The following is a 16,183-nucleotide window of genomic DNA, read 5'->3' on the forward strand; positions in this document are numbered from 1 at the left end:
ACCAGCAGGGCAATTTTGCCGAAATCAACTACCGCATAATTTGTATTAAATTTGAGTTAACTTTGGTTAAGCAATCCCTACTTATTCAGCCCTACTTATCCAGAATGTCCCGATGATAGCGGTTCAACAGGAACAGCCCGGCCATTGTCGTTAACGCGGCCACGGCCAAAGGATATACCACCGAGACATAGCTGGGCTGGTAAAAGGGATAAAAGCCGTCGCGCATCAACCCTGCAATATGAACGATCGGGTTGAACCACAGATAATCCGAATAGGGCTGCGGAACGCTTTCGAAAATGAAAAAGACGCAGGACAGCAGAAAGAGGGGCCGGTTCAGGATTGACCATGCGGTTTGCCAGACCGGATAGGCCAGGGTCAGAAAACTGTTCAGGGTGCCAATGCCGATGGCCAGTGCCAGCGTCAGAAGATAGGCTTGGGAAATCTTGGAATAATCTATTGTTGTCATCGGTTTGAGGAAAACAAGGATGAAGCCTAAAACGATGAAATGCACCATCATCTGGGTTAGGAAATTCAGGATAAACCGGGCGATCAGCGCGTCCAGAAAGGTAATTCTGGGATAGGTTAGCAAAGCGCGGCTGAACTGGATCGTCTGCGCCAGCTTGGTTGAGATATCGGTATACATCATCAACGGCAGGACGCCGGCCGCGTAAAACAGGGCAAAGCTGGTTCCGAGCGGGGGCGTTCGAAAGCCGATAGAAAACACCAGAGTTAACAGGGTGATCCCCGCCGCCGGTTCCAGAATTGCCCAGATGTACCCCCCCGGCGATCGACCGTAAGTAGTTGTGATTTCGCGCAAAATCAAAGCGCCAACCGCACGGGGAGTCGCATGGGGACCGGTTTGAGGCCTTAGCGCGGCGGGTGGTTCTGACGGGATGGACATCAATGACCTCGGGGCTGCTCAAAGTTACCAATAATTAACCTTCCCCTGCATATTCTTTCACAAATACAACTAAAAAGTTAATGTACATGCCGGAAAGCTCTCATGATGATGACCCTTTGATCAGCAAGATCAGGCATCTGAAGCATTCAGCGCCGACTGAAGGCCCACCCGGTGGAAAGCCCGCGCGCGATGCTGTGGGTGATGATCTGGCGGAACCGGCACCAGCGCGGCCAAGCGGGTCGGCGATACCAAAATTTGACATCAAACCGCCAGCCAGACCTGCAAGACCGCGCAAAAGACACCGGTTTCTGGTCTTCACCTTCATGTTGTTTGTGGTCAGCCCGATTGTGTTGGCGGCGTATTACCTATGGGCCCAGGCGGCAGACCAATATGCCTCTCGCGTCGGGTTTTCCGTTCGCACAGAGGAACAGAGTTCAGCGATTGAGTTATTGGGGGGCATCACAGAGCTTTCCGGCTCCAGTTCTTCGGATACGGACATCCTTTTCGCCTATCTTTCCAGTCAGGAACTGGTGACACGGGTGGACCAGAAAGTCGATCTGCGTGGGATTTGGTCCCGTGTCAGCACCGAACAGGACCCGATATTTGCCTTTGATCCCGGCGGCACGATTGAGGATTTGCTGGCGCATTGGGATCGCAAGATTTCGATCATCTATGACAGTAGCACCGGGTTGATTGATCTGGAGATTCTGGCCTTTGAACCGCAGGATGCGCTGCGGGTTGCGGAGGCGATTCTTGCGGAATGTACGGCGATGATAAACGGGCTGTCCCGCATCGCACAGGAGGATTCCATTCGCTTTACCCGCGAGGAACTGACCGGTTCGGTTGAACGGCTAAAAACTGCGCGGCGGGCGTTAACGCAGTTTCGCAACCGGACGCAAATCGTTGATCCCAGCATTGATACGCAGAACCAGATGGGCCTTTTGGTAACGTTGCAACAGCAATTGGCAGAGGCGTTGATCGACCACGATCTGTTGCAAGACACCACGCGCGAAAATGACCCACGGATTACCCAAGCGAAGCGCCGGATTGAGGTCATCGAGGCGCGGATTACGTCGGAACGTGGGAACCTTGGCTTGGGGGCGGAGGGCGAAAGTGGCGATGCCTTTGCCAATCTGGTGGGGGAGTACGAGGGGTTGATTGTGGATCGCGAATTTGCCGAGGCGGCCTATGTCGCGGCACTGGCGGCGCATGATTCAGCATTGGCGGAGGTCCGCAAACAAAGCCGTTACCTTGCCGCACATGTAAAGCCGACCTTGGCGCAGAAAGCACAGTTTCCAAAGCGCGCATTGCTTCTTGCGCTGGTCGCTGCATTTAGTTTTTTCGCGTGGTCCATCCTTTGCCTAGTATATTATTCCCTGCGCGACAGAAGCTAGGCCGATGATCTATCTGGAAAATCTAACCAAGTTCTTTCCGTCACGCAACGGGCGGCAGATGATCGTTGAAAACCTGACGGCGGTTTTTCCAACCGGGGCAAGCGTGGCGTTACTGGGGCGCAACGGGGCTGGCAAAAGCACCCTTTTGAAGCTGATTGCAGGGACAATTCGCCCGACATCCGGCAGGGTTTTGTCAACCGGAAGCATCTCTTATCCCGTGGGTTTTCAGGGGTCGTTCCATCCCGATTTGACGGGCGTGCAGAACACCCGGTTTGTTGCGCGGCTCTATGGTGTGGACAGTGACGGGTTGGTGAATTTTGTAGAAGACTTTGCAGAACTTGGCGGCCATTTTCGGATGCCCTTGCGCACTTATTCTGCGGGCATGAAATCGCGGCTGTCTTTTGGTGTTTCCATGGGTATTCCGTTTGATACCTATTTGGTGGATGAGGTGACATCGGTGGGGGACGGGGCGTTCCGGCATAAAAGCGTTCAGGTTTTTGATAAACGAAATGAGACCGCTGGAGCTATTGTTGTAACCCATTCTCCGCCGATGGTGCGCCGGTTGTGTAACATGGCGGCGGTATTGGAACGTGGCCAGCTGCATTTTTACGACGATCTTGATGCCGCTTTGGCGCATCACGAATACAATCTGGCATTACCACCGGATCGCTAGCGGACCGCAAAACGGACCGCACCAAGGCACGGGCGTTGCGTGAAAAAATCGCCGGTGCCCATTTTGCCTGCCAGACCATTTTGATTTCTGAAGGCAGGGTTTTGGAATGGCGCTCGAACACGGCCAGCATCCTGACAATGCGTTCCGCTTCCCGAGGCAGGTTGCCGCTGTTCATCAGCACGGCGCAGGGATGTGCGCGAACCAGATCCGATGCCCCGTCGAAATCACGCAAGATAATGGGCAGGCCCGCCTCGAATGCTTCCAGGGCACCGATGGGTGTCCCCTCGTAGCGGGAGGTCAGCAGGTAGGCATCAGCTGTGCTGAGCGGCTGGCGGACATCGAGCAACGGCCCGGTGAAGGTGATCCGTTCAAAAACATTCTGCGGGATCAGGGTGGCGATGTCGGATTGAAATCCGGCATCCTCGGTGCCCGGCCCGCAAAGGGTGAGGTAGAAATGTGGTGGTAGCTCCGCGAGCAGACGTACAGCGAGGTCATAGTCCTTTTGCCTGCCTGTCCTGCCCGTCATAACCAAGCGCTTGATCCCCTTTGTTTTTTCGGAAGGGAGGGGGCGCAGATCGGAGCAGTTTGGCATGATATGAATCCGGTGTCGTGCCAACCGCCGTGCCCGGGCAGTTTGCGCCATTTCACCAGCCATCCGGTGATCGAGAAACACCAGATTTTGTGGCGGACAGATCGCCACAAGCATTCTTTCCAAGGCCTTGCAAATACGGTGTATGACCGGGTGGTAGCCCGGCCCATACGGCAGCCCGTGATGGGTGAAGACCACCGGACAGGCGGGTTTCCAGATGCGAAATGCGAGGAACAACCGGCAAACCAAGACCTGAAGGCGGGCGTGTATCCAGACAAGATCGGCCGGCTCTGATTTCAACATATCCAGAAGCGTGGAAATGCCCCGCCAGTTGTGGCGGATCGAAAGCCGTCTGGTCAGGCCGGAGATGATCTTGTGGCGCACAGGCATCGACCCAAGTGCTGTAAACCCGCCCTCGTCCTTGTCACTGATTACGGTCAGCGCGGCGACATCCTGCAATGCGCCAGCAAGGTGCAGGATATGCCGGGGCACACCAGAGGGACGGCCATCGCCGCCCACCAACAGAATTCTGGGTTTGCGGTTAAATTCTGCCAAGGCTGGCCGCCCCCCAGAATCCAAGCGTGGCGGTGCGGTGCTGCCGGTAGGGGGCGATGGCGCGCAGGGCAAAGAGACGCGCCAGTGGCGGCGCGTGACGGGCCGCAGAAAAGCGACGGCATGTTTCGCGGGCCTGAGGTGTTAAAAACCCCTCAATTGCGCGCAAAGCTTGCAGGTTTTTCTCGATGCGCTGGGCGAAAAAGCCGCGTAAAACACCCGCTTTGCGCTGCATCTGGGGCAACATTCCATGCCCCGCGCCAATCACGTTTTGGCCATGCTGCCGGTAGAGAATCTGGGGCAGGCTGTTGTCAAACAGCACCGTGCCCCCGGTTGCCGTCATCAACAGATAAAGCCACCAGTCATGTGCAAACACCTTGTCGGTATGATGCGCGGCCATTTGTGCAAGGGCGGCCGCCGCCGGGTTAAGCAGGATGGTATTCCCGGTGGCCACGTTTTCAATCAGCGCGTTGCGCAGGGTAAATGGCCGCAACATCCGGGGCGAAAACCGCTGACGGTTGGTGCGTGGATACCAATAGGATTGGCGGGCGCAGTAAAGAGCGGCACGTGGCCCCTGCTGTGCAAGCTGCGCCAGAGCGCGGGCGAGTTTATCCGGCATCCAGATGTCATCCTGATCTGCGAAACTGACATATCCCGCATCAACGGGAAGGGCGCGGATAAGCGACATGAAGTTATCGGAAAACCCACTGCAAGGGCCGCATTTTATGGTGACCTGACCGGGGTGATTTTGGGCAAATTCATCTAGTATTTGTGCGCTGGCATCTGTTGATCCGTCATCACTGCACATCAGGTGCCAGTTCGCGTGAGATTGCTGCGAGATACTGTGCAGCTGGGCGGCAAGGTGATCCGCGCCGTTGCGGATACCCATCAGGATCGTGACCCGAGGTGCCGGGGAATATGAGAATGCGGTGTTTGTCATTTCCGCTTTAGGACAAGCTAAAAAAGTTCACAAATTGTTAAGTGTCGTCAATTAACCGTCTTCCCTGAAATCACGAAGGAGGGTTCTTGTGTCGAGATTGCCATTGCTCACTTTGATCAAGCGGTTTGGCTCTGCCTTGCGGCGGGAGGGTACTGGTGCGGCAGTGCGACGGAGTGTGAATTATCTGCGTCGGCGGGCCCGCGGGGCGGGGATTGGCACAGTTCCGCTTGCCACCGATACGGGGCCAAGAGGTTCGGAACGGTATCTGCATGGAGTTTGGCAAAATCTGGCACAGCAGGACGCATTTCACATCCTGCAAGCGCCCAGTGTTGACCGTGCCCGACGTCAGATTGCGATGATTGCGGACCTGAACCTGCCGCAATGTCGGAAGTACCGGGTTGAGCAACTGGCCGGGTTCTGGCGTAGCAGAGGGGTGGAATTTGAATATGCACATTATCAGGACATTCCGCGCGCCACACGGATCATGCAACACGCGACCCATCTGATGGAATACCGGCTGCAATCGGGGGCCGCGACGGACATGTTTCGCTATGAGGCGCGGCGGCTACGGCTGCCGATCCTCTATGATCTGGATGACCCACTTTTTTCGGTTTCCGCCTACGAGACCTATCGCAACATGGAAGCATTGGACCCGGCGTTAAAATCCCACTTCGTGGCCGAGGCCCCTAAGTATCTCAGCATGATGAACGGGGCTGATATTCTCTCTGTTTCAACTCCCGGAATGGCGCAACATGCGGGGCTGTATTCGGGTCGCCCGATTTTTGTCAGGCGCAACTTTGCCGATGTGCAGACATTACATGCGGGGGCTGCAGCTATGGCTGACAATGGCGCTGATGACGGGATGTTCCGTGTGGCATTTGCCAGTGGCTCGCAGGGGCATGAGATTGATCTGGCGGAGATACTGCCCCCCCTGTCCGCGTTCATTCAGGCAGACCGAAACAGGCGTTTGATGTTGATCGGACACTTTGATCTGACCCATTTGCCGGAAGGTTTGAAGCCGCAGATAGAGACGGTCGCGTTTCGCGATTACGACCGCTATCTCAGTGCGGTTGCCCGGGCGGATTGTACCGTAATGCCGCTTTGTGACGATGCATTTAACCGATGCAAAAGCGCTGTGCGGGTTTTGGATGCGGCATCGGTTGGTGTTCCGTCAATTGTTGCAGGTGTCGGTGATCTGGCCTCGGTTGTGAATTCGGGCGAAACAGGAATTGTGGTGCAACAGGGCGGAAGCTGGATGCAGGCATTGCGTGAAATTGCCGCGTGCCCCAAAGCTGCGGCGCAGATGGGCAGGAACGCGCGTGCGAATCTGGAGGAACGCTGGTGTGCTTCGGATCAACCGCACATCATCGCGCCAGAGTTGATCGAATGGGTAGAGGCATGAATTTGCGGCATATATTGGTGGCAAATGTGTTTTTTGCGCCGTTCAGCTATGGGGGCGCAACGGTGGTTGCCGAACAGGTCGCGGCGTCCTTGATCAAACAGGGCGGGTACCGCGTGACGGCGGTGTCACTTTGCGCGCGCAATGATCTTGCGCCTTATGACGTGATCAAGAGTCAGAAAAACGGTATCGTGAATTACCTGATCAACATCCCTGAGCATCGCTCATACGGGCAGATTTATGATAACCCTGAAGTCACCGCGCGGCTGGCCGAATTGATCAGCGCGCTGGAGCCCGATCTGATCCACGCACATTGTGTTCAGAACATGGGGACCGGCGTTATCACCGCTGCGGAGGCGGCACATGTGCCGGTTATCCTGAGTGTTCATGATTTTTGGTGGCTGTGCGAGCGCCAGTTTATGATCCGGCTGGATGAGAAATACTGTGGTCAAAACCCTGTTAAGATCGAAAATTGCAAGGGATGTGTCGATAATTTCTGGGCGGCAAAGACACGTTTCAATCACTTGCAGGGGATCAGTAAAAAGGTGGCTTTGGTGACCTATCCGTCAAACTTCGCGAAGGAGTTGAGCGAAGCATCCGGTTTTGCCAAGGGCATCGGGGTGGTTTGGGAAAACGGCGTACGACCGCCGGAACCGGAGTTTTTTGAGAAACAGGCAGCCCGGCGGGCATCGGATCAGCGGGTCACCTTTGGCTATGTTGGGGGCCCAGCCCAAATCAAGGGGTGGCCGCAGATCGAACAGGCCTTTGCCGGCATCAAAACGGGCAAGTTTCGCGGACTTGTTGCCGAAGGCAGCCGCGACAAATCATGGTGGTGTGAAAGACAGCTTAGAAAGCTGCCCGGAGCATGGGAAATATACCCTCGTTTTGAACAACATAATATGGATGATTTCTATGCAGAGATTGACGTGCTTTTGTTCATGTCGCAATGGAAAGAGACCTTTGGGTTGGCCATTCGCGAGGCCTTGGCGCGGGGCATTACAGTGATCCAGACGGAGAGTGGTGGCACTGTTGAGCATGGCGCTATCCGGCAAGACAAGCTCATCCCGATTGCCGCGCCGCCTGAGCGGTTGCGGGCGCAAATTAACGAGGTTTTACATTCGGGCCGCCGTCACCGTGCGCCGTGTCCGGTGGTGCATTTTCGGGATCAGGCCCGTGCGTTTTCTGCTTTGGTTGATCAGGTTCTGCATGATGTGGATTGCGCCGCCTGAGCCTAGTTTTTTAGTCCCAGAGTGTGGTGGGTTGGGTTAATGTTGAATCTTTCTGGCTCATTTGTTCAGATTTTGCAGATTTATTCGAATGGCGTGAGGCCTTTGAGGGTCTTTAATCGGCGCGCATAATTGTAAGCCGCGATGAAGTTGGTGACATGCGTTTCCAGCTGAGTGTGTGTGTCGTAGTGGTAGCGTTTGATCGTTGCTTCCTTGATCGTCCTGTTCATCCGCTCCATCGCATATTTATCCTGTTTGCGATTGGTGAACTGGATGCCCCCTCTCGGCAGATTGCTTCGCAATCGCCTGCCGGGCGATGGTTATCCGTTAGGACCGTGTGGATCTTGTCGGGAACCACCATGATGAGATTGCGCAGAAACTGGGCCGCGACCATCTTACCCGCCCGTTCGTACAGTTCGACATATGCAAACTTCGATGTGCGGTCGATTGCCACCAAGAGGCGGATTTTGCCTTCGCTTGTGCGGACTTCAGCAATATCGATGTGGAAGTACACAATCCGATACCGCTTGAGCTTCTTCTTGGGCTTGTCGCCTTCGACCTCGGGCAATCTGCATGATCCCATGCCGCTGCAGGCAGCGATGCAAAGAAGAGCGCATCAGAGATGGGATGATGGGCTGCAGCGCATAGAGGCAATCGTCCAAAGGCAGCAATGTATATCGCCGAAACGCAACAATCACAGCCTCCTGTTCAATGCTGAGAACCGTTGAATGCGCGTCCTTGGGACCGATCACCGCGTCTTCAAGATGGTCGCGTTTGCGCAACCTAGAGACCGTCTTGATTTTGATCCCAAGTTCCCGGCTTAACGCCGCGTTCGAAGCGCACGCTTTTCGGATCATGCTGCGCATAACCCTGCCAGCCAGAGGATCGCTGTATGAGAGCTCGGACGGCGCGCGTCGTCTTGGCGCTCCCATGAAGAATTTGTCCCATAGCGTTTCCTTTTGATGGTTACAGACAGGTAGACCACCACACTCCGGGACTAAACACCTAGAAGACGAAATCGTTTTCATCCAGATCATCAAGGTTCACGCGGTTGAGTCTGATGGAACTGTTCCCGCCGGTCTGGATGACGACATCCTGACCAGACTGAAAGGAGGCGTTCAGGACATCGGAAAGGCGGGTCATGCCGTCCACTCGGGACAAATCTATGATCTCATTCGCGCTTGTTGCGTCAAAATCGCCAACCGTGTCATTGCCATGGTTGTTTTCAAACAGAAATTCATCCGCATTAAAGCTGCCGTGAAGAGAGTCATCGCCGTCGCCACCAAGGATCGTGTCAAAACCGGCCCCGCCGTACACCGTGTCATTGCCTGTTCCGCCGTCAATGATGTCGTTGCCCTGCCCGCCGAAGAACCGATCGCCGCCTTCGCCCCCCCACATGGAATCGTTGCCTTCCTGTCCGAAGACCCCGTCCCCGCTGTGACCACCGTAGAGCTGGTCATTGCCGCGTCCGCCAAAGAGGCGGTCAAATCCAAGCCCCCCCAGCAGGATATCGTTGCCGTCTTCGCCATAGAGGTTGTCCGCCTGATGTCCGCCATCAAGCAGATCATCGCCGTCGCCGCCGTTCAACAGATCGAAACCGGCATTGCCAAACAAGGTGTCGTTGCCAGCTTCGCCAAAAACCGCATCCACGCCATAGCCAACGTTGCTGCCGGCGCTCAGCCAATCATCGCCGTCCCCGCCCCAGACCCGATCCGGCGATGAACCGGCCCACACCCGATCGTTTCCGGAACCGCCGCTGATTCTGTCAAACCCGTCCCCGCCCAGCAGAACATCATTGCCTGCGCCGCCGCTGATCGAATCGGCATAGGTATCGCCCGAAATTGTGTCGTGTCCGGTGCCACCATCAAGGGTGTCAAAGCCGGCACCGCCCAGCAGAAAATCACTGTCATTCCCGCCGTGAACCAGATCATTGCCACCCTCACCGTTGACCGCATCACGACCTGCACCGGATTGCAGCGTATCATTGCCCCTGCCGCCAAATATTCGATCGTTGCCGGCACCGGTGGTAATCTGATCGTTGGCATGTGTACCACCGGTGTCATTTGCGCTGCGGTTCAGGGCGTATTGCGGTGCGTTCTGCCAAGGCGAACCAAGGTTTTCTGGGTCAATCCCTGTCGGATTTGCGCTGGAGCCCGGGTTTGGATCCGGGCGCGGCGGGCCACTGCCGCCGGGGTAAACTGCGGGATCTGTCTGTATACGCCCGCCTGTTATCAGGTTGGTGGTATCAAAATCCTGAGCGTAAAATCGGGAACCGTCAGACGAGCGGACTTCAAGAACATCGGCACCTAATCTGAATTCGGCACCCCAGCTGTGCGAGACAATGGTCATCTGTCCAAAGGCGTTGGTCTGACTGAAATCGGTCATGTCGATCCGGTCAAACCCCATCTCGAAGTCCTGAATGACGTCACGAGAGCCGTCCTCGGTCAGGACAAAGGTGTCACGCCCGCCGTCCCCGCGCAGGGTATCCGCGCCGGCCCCGTCCAGCAGGATGTCATTGCCGAAATTGCCGTTCAGGTGATCGTCGCCTGCACCGCCCGAAAGGATGTCATCCCCGACGCGACCGTTTAATGTGCTGCCGTTCGCCGAGGCCCCGAGGTTGATGCCGAGATTGGGCAAGGCAACGGAAAACTCTGCCAGATAGGGGGCTGCCTCGGTGGCCACCCAGAAGCGCAGACCGTCAGGCATCGCCATGGCGTCAATGGAGGTGATGCCACGCAGCGGGGTTGCGGCCTCTGCGGGCATGGCGTCAATGTGTTGCAGACGGCCACCCGGCAAGACAGTAAACATGCTGACACCGCTGTCCGACCCCGCCGCGAGGATGAAATTCTGACCGTCAACGGTGACGCTGGTAACGTGACTGGCATCGGCAAACCGGGTGCCAAGGCCGTCGATCAGGTGGTCAACCGGTACCATTCCTTGGGGGGTAACGGCGAAGGTTGAAAGTGAGTCGCTGCCGGAACCGGCCACCACGACATAGAGCTTGCCATCCGCCGCAGAGGTCACCGCCAGCGCATCGGGTCGATCAACCCAAAATCCGCTATTGGCGTCCACATCGTTAATATGTGTCAGTTTTCCGTCGGTACCCTGACGAAACATGCTGACGGTGTCTGCGCCCTGATAGGTGACAAATGCATAGGTTTGCCCGTTATGTGTGGTGCTGGTGATATCGGTGGCACGTTCGCCCTGCATGGCGTTGCCCTGATTGATGTTGGACAGATTGAGCGTGCTGCCTGATCCGAATGACATATTGACCAGCCCGCCATTGCGCAAAGCGCCAAGGCCGGTGTTGCCGTCGCCGATCAGCTCCATCTCGGTGAGGCCGCCAAGGTGGCGCCCCGGTGCCGTATAGGTAATGCTTCCGTCGATGGCATTGCCGGCACCGTTACTGTCCAGCCGAACACCAGTCAGATTGCTGTTGTTAAGGCCCGCCATATAGAGCTGTTGGCCACCGCCGGCATCGCGTAGCACCAGATCCGTTGTTTCAAGTTGCAGCAAATGGGGGGCGATACGCCACTGCTGATTCAGCGTGGTATCACCGGCGTTATTGCTCAGATCATAGGCCGACAGCCATCCGTTTCCCCGGGTTGCGGCAAATAGCATGGGACCGCCAGAACCATCGACAATTTTAATGTCGTTCAACCCGACCAGCCCAAATTCCTCAAGCGATGAAAGCGCCCCGTGATTTGAAAATACTGCTCTTACCATTGACCTTCCCCTTTTCGCGGTGATGGCCTTTGTTGAGTTGTTTTCACGCAAGTTGCGGGTTCAGAAGATGGCAGTTCTGAGGCGAATGCAGCGGATTTTATGGGTTTGGTGTTGCGCCAACCGGATCCGAGCGGGCGCAAAGGTCAGGGCATGTTCAGGCAATTGTAGGAGGGTCCGGAACGTTGAGAATTGATTTACCTTACAAGAGGACCGCCCATGTCTCAGACGTCCCCCACCTTGTCGCTGCCTTATATTCAGCCGGCACAGGCGCAAAAACATGTGACCCATAACGAGGCCTTGCGGATTCTGGATGCTGTGACGCAATTGAGCGTGATCAGCACAACCCTGACCACCCCGCCGGGGCAGACCGTCAGCGGAGATCGCTATATCGTGGCCGATGCCGCAACGGGTGTCTGGGCGGGGCAGGAACAAAATATTGCCGTTCAGGTTGATGGCAGTTGGCAGTTCTTTACACCGAATATCGGCTGGCGGGCGGATATTGCCAGTAGTGGCGAACAGGTGCGGTTTGACGGCACGGTTTGGCAGCCGGCAGGGGGCGGCGCGACAGGTGATCTGCAAAACGTGCCGCTGTTGGGTGTCAATACCACAGCGGATGCTACCAACAAGCTGGCGGTGTCTGCCGATGCAACATTGCTGAACAATGCAGGCGGCGGTCACCAGCTTAAGCTGAACAAGGCGACAGCGGGGGACACCGCAAGTCTGTTGTTTCAGACCGGTTTCGGGGGCCGTGCCGAGATGGGGACGGCTGGCGATGACAATTTCGAGGTAAAGGTCAGCCCAAACGGCAGTAATTTCAAGACTGCCATCCGTGCAGAGGCGTCAACAGGTGCTGTTCAGTTTCCCGGCGGTCAGTCGTTTTTCCAGGACGTGTTTATTCTGAACGATACTGCGTGGTCGATCGACATCCCGTGGTCGAACCCGTCGCGTATTCTGATGTGGTTAAGCGTGAATATGGAAGGGCGGTATTTCCTGTTTTCGATCACCGGCACCCTGACCGGCGTGAACAATTTTGGCGAGATGTTTGCCAATCCGCCCGGCACGTTGACCTATCACACAGGCCCCTTGAGCGGGACAACAGGGCCATCGGGCGGCATTAATGTTTCGATTGATGTCACAGGCTCTGCGCCCAAGTTGTTCGTTGAAAACCGCCTTGGTTCAAACCGTCTGTTCACATTATCCACGATGGGGAAATGATATGAGTGTTTCCAACGACCAATCCGCAAAATATCGCACCGCAGAGTTGCCCGGATTGGGGCAGGTGCAGATTCCGCAGGGCATGACGGATGAAGAGGTGCTGGCGCAGGTATTGGGCGCGCCCGCCGAAGTTGCGGCAACACCGGCAAAGAAAACCAAGAAAAAGCCGTAAAAGCGGCGTCAAATCGCTCTGTCCGATGTATTGATATGCTGCAAGGTATTTGATCAGGCACGGAGCGATCAGTTGGATTTCATAACACCCACAAAACTGCCCGGTGTGGTTTTGGTAAACCCGCCGCGTTTTGGTGACGCGCGCGGGTTTTTCTGCGAAAGCTGGAACCGGCAGAAAATGTCGGATCATGGTGTCGATATTGATTTTGTACAGGACAATCATTCGGTGTCTGCCGCTGCGAACACCGTGCGCGGATTGCATTTTCAATCGCCCCCCCATGCGCAGGCCAAACTGGTGCGCTGTGGTCGTGGGGCATTGTTTGATGTGGCTGTGGATATCCGCAAGGGCTCTGCAACCTTTGGGCAATGGGTTGGCTGCGAGCTGACCGCGGAAAACGGTTTGCAATTGTTGATCCCCGCCGGGTTTCTTCACGGTTTCGCAACACGTGCGCCGGATACAGAGATTATCTATAAGTGCAGCGATTTTTATGCCCCGGAGTGCGATGGCGCGGTGCGGTTTGACGACCCGGAGCTTGGCATTGACTGGGGGTTAAGCGGCCCGGCGGTATTGTCGGGCAAGGATGAACAGGCACCCTTGATGTGCGATTTTGACAGCCCTTTCACATTTGAGGGCACGGCATGAAGATCCTTGTGACGGGTGGTGCGGGGTTTATCGGGTCCGCCGTGGTGCGGTTGGCCGTCAGCCGCGGCCATGAGATCGTTAACCTTGATGCGCTGACCTATGCCGGATGTCTGGAGAATGTGGCAAGCGTGGCGGACAGCCCGCTGTATACATTCGAACAGGTGGATATTCGCGACCGTGCGGCGCTGGATGCTGTATTTGCGCGTCATGCCCCCGATGCGGTGATGCATCTTGCCGCAGAAAGCCACGTGGACCGGTCGATCGATGGGCCGGGTGACTTTGTCGAAACCAATATCACCGGCACCTATAACATGCTGGAAGCCGCGCGCAGCTATTGGGTGGGGGCTGGCAAGCCAGAGGCTTTTCGCTTTCACCACATTTCGACGGATGAGGTGTTTGGCTCATTGGGCGCGACGGGCATGTTCACCGAAGACACGCCTTATGATCCGCGCTCGCCCTATTCCGCATCCAAAGCAGCCAGCGATCATTTGGTTCGGGCATGGCATGAGACCTACGGCTTGCCGGTGGTTTTGACGAATTGTTCCAATAACTATGGCCCCTATCATTTCCCTGAAAAGCTGGTGCCGGTGGTGATCCTGAATGCCCTCGCGGGCAAGGACATCCCGGTTTACGGCGAAGGGTTGAATGTGCGCGACTGGCTGTTTGTCGAGGATCATGCAGACGCCTTGTTGTTGGTACTGGAAAAAGGCACGCTGGGCCGTAGTTACAACATTGGCGGGGAGAACGAGGCGCGCAACATTGATCTGGTGCGCAGCATTTGTGCGATTCTGGACGTAAAGCGGCCCAAAGATGGCGGTTATGCGGATCAGATCACCTATGTTCAGGACCGCGCCGGCCATGACCTGCGCTATGCGATTGATCCCGCGCGCATCCGCGACGAACTGGGCTGGCGGCCTTCGGTCACACTGGAGCAGGGGCTGGAGCGTACGGTGCAATGGTATCTGGACAATGAAGATTGGTGGCGCACTTTGCAGGCGCGTGATGGCGTGGGCGAACGTCTGGGGGTCAAAGGATGAGCATTCTTGTTATCGGAAAATCCGGCCAGGTGGCGCGGGAATTGGCGAAACTGCCTGATGTGATTTGCATCGGGCGGGATGAGGCGGATCTGACTGCGCCCGAGCAGGTTTCACATGCGATCCACGCCTATACGCCAAGTGCCGTGATCAACGCGGCGGCCTATACCGCGGTCGACAATGCCGAGGATGAGGAGGCATTGGCGACATTAATCAACGGGGACGCACCCGGTGTGATGGCGCGCGATTGCGCGGTACTGGGCATCCCCTTTGTGCATATTTCGACGGATTATGTGTTTGATGGCGGGGGGACATGCCCATGGCAACCTGATGATCCGACGGCACCTTTGGGGGTTTATGGGCGATCAAAACTGGACGGTGAAAACAAGGTGCGTGCTGCGGATGGTGTTCATGCAATTTTGCGTACGTCTTGGGTGGTGTCGGCGCATGGCAATAATTTTGTTAAAACCATGCTGCGCCTTGGGGCGGAGCGGGACGTGTTGAGCATTGTCGCGGACCAGATTGGCGGACCGACGGCGGCCAGGGATATTGCGCAGGCCTGCCACACCATGGCGCAACAGTTGATCGAAACACCTGAAAAGACCGGCACCTATCATTTTGCCGGCACCCCTGCGTGCAGTTGGGCCGATTTTGCCCGCGCGATTTTTGACTCCGCCGGTGTCAACTGTGCGGTGACAGAGATCCCGTCAGAAGCCTATCCCACACCCGCCATGCGTCCGCATAATTCGCGGATGGATTGCACAACCACCAAAACCGTATTCGACATCACGCGCCCCGACTGGCACGCCAGTTTACAGGATATTCTTACTGACCTCGGAGCAATAAAATGACCAATCGCAAGGGCATCATTCTGGCAGGCGGGTCTGGCACGCGGCTGTATCCGATCACCATGGGCATTAGTAAGCAACTGCTGCCGATTTACGATAAGCCGATGATTTATTACCCGATTTCGGTGCTGATGTTGGCCGGTATTCGCGAGATTGCAATGATCACCACCCCGCAGGATCAGGCGCAATTCCAGCGCTCGCTTGGTGATGGCAGCCAATGGGGTATTTCGCTGACCTATATCGTGCAGCCCTCGCCGGATGGTCTGGCGCAGGCCTATATTCTGGCGGAGGATTTTTTGGATGGCGCGCCTTCGGCGATGGTGCTTGGGGATAACATCTTCTTTGGCCATGGTCTGCCGGAAATTCTGGCGGATGCAGATAAACAGAAAAGCGGTGGGACGGTATTTGGCTATCACGTGGCTGACCCCGAGCGTTATGGTGTGGTCGGTTTCGACAAGGCTGGTGTGGCACAGACCATTGTTGAAAAGCCCGAAAAACCAGCGTCAAACTACGCGGTTACCGGGCTTTACTTCCTAGATGCGGATGCGCCGAAACTGGCCCGCGAGGTCAAGCCCTCGGCGCGGGGCGAACTTGAGATTACATCGCTGTTGGAAATGTATCTGGCGCAAGGGTCACTGCGGGTGAATCGGATGGGGCGCGGTTATGCCTGGCTTGATACCGGCACCCATGCCAGCCTGTTGGACGCGGGAAACTTTGTGCGCACGCTGACCCAGCGGCAGGGGCTGCAAACCGGATGCCTTGAGGAAATCGCCCATGACCAAGGCTGGATCAGTGATGAAGAATTATTAAAGCGCGCTGAGATGTTTGAGAAAAACGACTATGGTCGTTATCTCAAAGACCTCTTGAAATAG

Annotated in this window: 13 protein-coding genes and 2 pseudogenes; 10 read left to right on the forward strand and 5 right to left on the reverse strand. The window is 56.2% G+C overall.

What is annotated here, in order from left to right; genetic code table 11:
• Window positions 1-91: 91 nt before the first annotated feature.
• Window positions 92-901, reverse strand: coding sequence for an ABC transporter permease (locus HKX44_RS11360; protein ID WP_276151439.1), 810 nt, complete (start codon window positions 899-901; stop codon window positions 92-94).
• Window positions 902-987: 86 nt separating this feature from the next.
• On the opposite strand from HKX44_RS11360, the gene HKX44_RS11365 reads away from it, so the two are divergent.
• Window positions 988-2,295, forward strand: coding sequence for a capsule biosynthesis protein (locus HKX44_RS11365; RefSeq protein ID WP_276151440.1), 1,308 nt, complete (start codon window positions 988-990; stop codon window positions 2,293-2,295).
• 4 nt (window positions 2,296-2,299) lie between these two features.
• A complete protein-coding gene (locus HKX44_RS11370; RefSeq protein ID WP_276151441.1) occupies window positions 2,300-2,968 on the forward strand; it encodes an ABC transporter ATP-binding protein in 669 nt (222 codons plus the stop codon).
• A gap of 136 nt (window positions 2,969-3,104) precedes the next feature.
• Here the strand turns inward: HKX44_RS11370 and HKX44_RS11375 are convergent.
• Window positions 3,105-4,076, reverse strand: a pseudogene (locus HKX44_RS11375) (glycosyltransferase); the annotation flags it as partial.
• Window positions 4,077-4,098: 22 nt separating this feature from the next.
• Window positions 4,099-5,049, reverse strand: coding sequence for a glycosyltransferase (locus HKX44_RS11380; protein ID WP_276151442.1), 951 nt, complete (start codon window positions 5,047-5,049; stop codon window positions 4,099-4,101).
• 88 nt (window positions 5,050-5,137) lie between these two features.
• On the opposite strand from HKX44_RS11380, the gene HKX44_RS11385 reads away from it, so the two are divergent.
• Window positions 5,138-6,451, forward strand: coding sequence for a glycosyltransferase (locus tag HKX44_RS11385; protein WP_276151443.1), 1,314 nt, complete (start codon window positions 5,138-5,140; stop codon window positions 6,449-6,451).
• The gene (locus HKX44_RS11390; protein ID WP_276151444.1) at window positions 6,448-7,677 is read left to right on the forward strand and encodes a glycosyltransferase; all 1,230 of its coding nucleotides are present in this window, start codon (window positions 6,448-6,450) and stop codon (window positions 7,675-7,677) included. Before HKX44_RS11385 ends, HKX44_RS11390 begins: the two co-directional genes overlap by 4 nt.
• Window positions 7,678-7,679: 2 nt before the next feature.
• On the opposite strand, the pseudogene HKX44_RS11395 reads toward HKX44_RS11390, so the two are convergent.
• Both HKX44_RS11395 and HKX44_RS11400 read right to left on the reverse strand, forming a co-directional pair.
• Window positions 7,680-8,622: pseudogene (locus HKX44_RS11395) on the reverse strand (integrase core domain-containing protein).
• Between the two features lie 57 nt (window positions 8,623-8,679).
• The gene (locus tag HKX44_RS11400; RefSeq protein WP_276151445.1) at window positions 8,680-11,400 is read right to left on the reverse strand and encodes a hypothetical protein; all 2,721 of its coding nucleotides are present in this window, start codon (window positions 11,398-11,400) and stop codon (window positions 8,680-8,682) included.
• A 216-nt stretch (window positions 11,401-11,616) separates the two neighbouring features.
• On the opposite strand from HKX44_RS11400, the gene HKX44_RS11405 reads away from it, so the two are divergent.
• From HKX44_RS11405 to rfbA, 6 genes are all read left to right on the forward strand, one after another.
• A complete protein-coding gene (locus tag HKX44_RS11405) occupies window positions 11,617-12,615 on the forward strand; it encodes a DUF2793 domain-containing protein (RefSeq protein WP_276151446.1) in 999 nt (332 codons plus the stop codon).
• Window position 12,616: 1 nt separating this feature from the next.
• On the forward strand, window positions 12,617-12,787 hold the full coding sequence (locus HKX44_RS11410; RefSeq protein WP_276151447.1) for a hypothetical protein: 171 nt from the start codon (window positions 12,617-12,619) through the stop codon (window positions 12,785-12,787).
• Window positions 12,788-12,859: 72 nt separating this feature from the next.
• Window positions 12,860-13,429 (forward strand): dTDP-4-dehydrorhamnose 3,5-epimerase, encoded by a 570-nt coding sequence (gene rfbC, locus HKX44_RS11415; RefSeq protein ID WP_276151448.1) that lies wholly within the window; start codon window positions 12,860-12,862, stop codon window positions 13,427-13,429.
• Entirely contained in the window at window positions 13,426-14,466 is a 1,041-nt protein-coding gene (gene rfbB, locus HKX44_RS11420) for a dTDP-glucose 4,6-dehydratase (RefSeq protein WP_276151449.1), read from the forward strand. Before rfbC ends, rfbB begins: the two co-directional genes overlap by 4 nt.
• Entirely contained in the window at window positions 14,463-15,314 is an 852-nt protein-coding gene (gene rfbD, locus HKX44_RS11425) for a dTDP-4-dehydrorhamnose reductase (protein ID WP_276151450.1), read from the forward strand. The genes rfbB and rfbD overlap by 4 nt, the downstream gene beginning before the upstream one ends.
• Entirely contained in the window at window positions 15,311-16,183 is an 873-nt protein-coding gene (rfbA, locus tag HKX44_RS11430; protein ID WP_276151451.1) for a glucose-1-phosphate thymidylyltransferase RfbA, read from the forward strand. Before rfbD ends, rfbA begins: the two co-directional genes overlap by 4 nt.

This window comes from Sulfitobacter sp. M05, assembly GCF_029285175.1.
Lineage (GTDB): Bacteria > Pseudomonadota > Alphaproteobacteria > Rhodobacterales > Rhodobacteraceae > Sulfitobacter.